The organism is Clostridium sp. (genome assembly GCF_016650095.1).
GTDB lineage: Bacteria > Bacillota > Clostridia > Clostridiales > Clostridiaceae > Clostridium_AD.
Map to the genome: position 1 here is coordinate 1 of NZ_JAENWL010000350.1, position 4,027 is coordinate 4,027.

Consider the following 4,027-nt stretch of genomic DNA (forward strand, 5'->3'; position numbering starts at 1 on the left):
AAAACATTATTAATATCTTTAACAAGGTATTAATAAAAACATTAATAATATTTAGATAACAACCAGGAGGTCGGATATATGATTAATAATTTTGATATTGAACAGGCTATGACTATTAAAATAGACGATGAGCTGCCAATTATGCCTGAGTTTACACCGGGAATAAGAAGAGCACCGGATAGAGGATTTACTCTTTCAAAAGAGCAGGCGAAACTCGCTCTTAAAAATGCACTTCGATATATTCCAGAAAAATATCATGCAAAGCTCGCACCAGAGTTTATGCAGGAATTAACTTCAAAAGGAAGAATATATGGATACCGATTTAAACCACAAGGCAAACTTTATGGAAAACCAATAGATGAATATAAAGGTAATTGTTTAGAGGGCAGGGCATTCCAAGTAATGATTGATAATAATTTAGATTCAGATATAGCATTATATCCTTATGAGCTAGTTACTTATGGAGAGACAGGACAAGTATGTCAGAATTGGATGCAGTATAATTTAATAAAAAAATATTTAGAAAATTTAACCGAGGATCAAACGTTAGTACTAGAATCAGGACATCCACTTGGACTTTTCAAATCATCTCCTAATGCGCCAAGAGTTATTATAACTAATGGACTTATGATAGGGATGTTTGACAATTCAAAGGATTGGCACGAGGCAACCCAACTAGGCGTTGCAAATTATGGCCAAATGACTGCAGGAGGATGGATGTACATAGGACCACAAGGAATAGTACATGGAACTTTTAATACATTACTTAATGCAGGAAGATTGAAACTTGGAATACCAGATCATGGAGATTTAAAAGGTAAAACATTTATAACTTCTGGACTTGGTGGAATGAGTGGAGCTCAACCTAAAGCTATCGAAATTGCAAATGGGGTTGGTATCATAGCTGAAGTTGATTATTCAAGAATTAAAACAAGGCTCGATCAAGGGTGGGTAAATATTGCGTCTGATAACCTTGAAGAGATATTCAAAATTGTGGCAGAAAAAGTAGAGAAAGAAGAGAGCATTTCTATAGCATATCACGGAAATATAGTAGATTTACTTCAATATGTAGCAGATAAAAACATAAAGATCGATTTATTATCAGATCAAACCTCTTGTCATGCACCATATGATGGAGGATACGCACCACAAGGAGTTACATTTGACGAGCGAACAAGATTATTAAAAGAAGACAGAGAAAAATTTATACAATTAGTTGATAAAACATTAATTAAGCATTTTGAATTGATTAAGATAATGGTAGAAAGAGGAACTTATTTCTTCGATTATGGTAATTCCTTTATGAAAGCTATTTATGATGCAGGGGCTATAGAAATATCTAAAAATGGAATCGACGAGAAAGATGGATTTATATTTCCGTCATATGTAGAAGATATAATGGGACCAATGCTTTTTGATTATGGGTATGGACCTTTTAGATGGGTATGTTTAAGTGGAAATCACGATGATTTAGTAAAAACTGATAAGGCGGCGATGGGATGTATAGACCCAAATAGGCGTGGCCAAGACAGAGATAATTATATTTGGATAAGAGATGCAGAAAAGAATAAATTAGTAGTTGGAACCCAGGCTAGAATACTATATCAAGATGCGCAGGGAAGAATAGATATTGCTCTGAAGTTTAATGATATGGTTAGATCCGGGGAGGTTGGCCCTATAATGCTAGGACGTGATCATCATGATGTAAGTGGAACAGATTCTCCTTTTAGAGAAACTTCTAATATAAAGGATGGTAGTAATGTAATGGCAGACATGGCTGTTCAATGTTTTGCAGGAAATGCTGCCAGAGGTATGAGCTTAATTGCGCTTCACAATGGTGGAGGAGTAGGTATAGGAAAATCTATCAATGGTGGCTTTGGTCTTGTTCTTGATGGTAGCGATAGAATTGATAATATTATAAGGTCTTCAATTGCTTGGGATGTTATGGGAGGAGTGGCCAGGCGTGCTTGGGCCAGAAATCCACATTCAATAGAAACAAGCATGGATTACAATAAGAAAAATGCCAATGTTGATCATATTACATTGCCTTACTTAACAGATGATTCAATAATTTCAAAAGTAATAGAAGAAGCTTTTAATAAATAAAAGAAGCTTTTAATAAATAAAGGGCATTAGTTTAATTAAACTGATGCCTTTTATCTATTTGTACGTGTGAAAATATAGTAATAGTTATAAAAAAATGCAATAAATCAAGGAGAAATTCAGGTGATGATTTAACATATAAAAGTTCTGTTAAATACAATACTTTCTAGTTGATACACTGATATAAGTGGAGTATACTTATCTAAGTTTCAATGAATTAAAATAATAATTATTATTAAGAATTCAGACGAGGAGCAAAATTATGACAATCCATGAGAAAAGAACAAAAGAATTGTTTAAGCTACTCATTATGGCAATGTGTTTACTCTTAAGCATATTTATACTGATGGCTTGTTCAAATAATACTAAAAAAATTGATAAAGATAAAAGTGAAAATAAAGGTCCAGATCAAACCGTAAAGACTAGTAAGTTAACAAAAATAGCATTTGAGAAGAATAATAATATTTATTTTTATGATGAAATAGAGGGAACGATTATATCTTTAGGGGATAATTCAAAATCGAAAGATCTTTTAGAACTTTCGCCAGATAAAACAAAAATAGTATTTAGAACTTTTGATGAAGGGAAAGCAATATACCCTCCCCATGTAATTGTTTATGATATTAAATCTAGAAAATTAACAGATATTGTTATAAGCAATAAATATGTTCAACAAATTATTGAACTTAAGTGGTTAGATAATGTAAATATTTTGGTTACAGGACACATTAATCCATCAGCTTCAGGTTATTCAGTGTACAACATAAAAAGCAGGACAGAGTTAATATCTTGTGTAGGAACCATAAGAGATGTTAACATAAATAAAAAAAATATTTTTTATAGCAATACACCACATGTATTTCCACAACTAAAGGCCAATTTGTATATAAATGGTAACAAAATATTCGAAACTAAAAACATCAAGGAAGAAATATTTGATGCGGTGTTATCTAAGGATGGTAAAATGATCGCATTCACGAGTGGTGTGCCGAATGAAAATAATCTAAACGGTGAAGATATTGAATATCTTAACTTAGCCAAAATTAGTAGTGATGGAAAATCAATAAGCGATTTAAGGAAAATAAGCATAGGTAGTTATACTGCAGGAGCTATAATATTTGATGACGAAAATAATATAAGCATTATTGGTGACGAATACATATATAGGTTAAAAGCGGGTGTTCTTATTAAGGGCGTAAATGATTTACCAAAGGAAACAGAGCTTTCCTCTTTGCAACTTAAGAAGTTTAAACAAATTTTGCAGAAGAAATTTCCTGAGGACTTTATTTCAGAAACAACATCATTCGATGATATAGACATTTACAATATGGTAACTTTTTAGATATCAACTTACAAAAATATAAGTGTATTCTATTTTATATAAAATTTTGTTAACAAATTATTAAAAATTTGTTATAATAACCTTAACAGTTTGGAAAAAAACAAGGAAGAAGGGTTATCATGAAAAAGAAAAATACGCATATGCCTCAAAACACAAAGGTTCATTCAAAGAGTATTCCTAAATCAATAGTTAATAAATTAGGAATGTTATTAGGTGTTATTATACCAATCGCTGTATTTATTGCTTACGCTATGAGAATTGATTTTTTCTTTATCACAAGAATTCTAGCATTGTTTATACTTATTATAAGTATAGCTGCTTATTTTAAAGATCAAATTTTTTATGTTCATCCTGAAGTAGTACATCATGCAAATAAAAAGGGTAGCAAAAAAATTCTAGTAACTAAAGAAAATAATTCGAAAGTTTCTTTTTCATTAAAAAATGGAACAATTCAAGTTGTATTTTCAATAGTGATAATTATAGCATGCACTTATTTGGGACAAGTTATATATAAAGCAATGGGATAATTACAAGTTGAATAGAAAGCCCATTCTTTTTAGGGCTTAGTTATAAGATTTGAAG

3 protein-coding genes are annotated in these 4,027 nt (G+C 31.2%); all 3 read left to right on the forward strand.

Annotated features, from left to right (window positions below; translation table 11 throughout):
• The first annotated feature begins 78 nt into the window (after window positions 1-78).
• The 3 genes from JJE11_RS15995 (at window position 79) to JJE11_RS16005 (ending at window position 3,972) form a co-directional block, all read left to right on the forward strand.
• The gene (locus JJE11_RS15995; protein ID WP_291637410.1) at window positions 79-2,106 is read left to right on the forward strand and encodes a urocanate hydratase; all 2,028 of its coding nucleotides are present in this window, start codon (window positions 79-81) and stop codon (window positions 2,104-2,106) included.
• Window positions 2,107-2,365: 259 nt separating this feature from the next.
• Complete coding sequence (locus JJE11_RS16000) at window positions 2,366-3,445, forward strand: hypothetical protein (protein ID WP_291637412.1); 1,080 nt, start codon at window positions 2,366-2,368, stop codon at window positions 3,443-3,445.
• Window positions 3,446-3,564: 119 nt separating this feature from the next.
• Complete coding sequence (locus JJE11_RS16005) at window positions 3,565-3,972, forward strand: hypothetical protein (protein ID WP_291637414.1); 408 nt, start codon at window positions 3,565-3,567, stop codon at window positions 3,970-3,972.
• The last annotated feature ends 55 nt before the right edge of the window (window positions 3,973-4,027 follow it).

What these genes read in the sequence shown, in the direction of transcription:
- JJE11_RS16000 (WP_291637412.1), top strand. Translation starts at nt 2,366, where the DNA reads ATGACAATCCATGAGAAAAGAACAAAAGAATTGTTTAAGCTACTCATT.
- JJE11_RS15995 (WP_291637410.1), top strand. Translation starts at nt 79, where the DNA reads ATGATTAATAATTTTGATATTGAACAGGCTATGACTATTAAAATAGAC.
- JJE11_RS16005 (WP_291637414.1), top strand. Translation starts at nt 3,565, where the DNA reads ATGAAAAAGAAAAATACGCATATGCCTCAAAACACAAAGGTTCATTCA.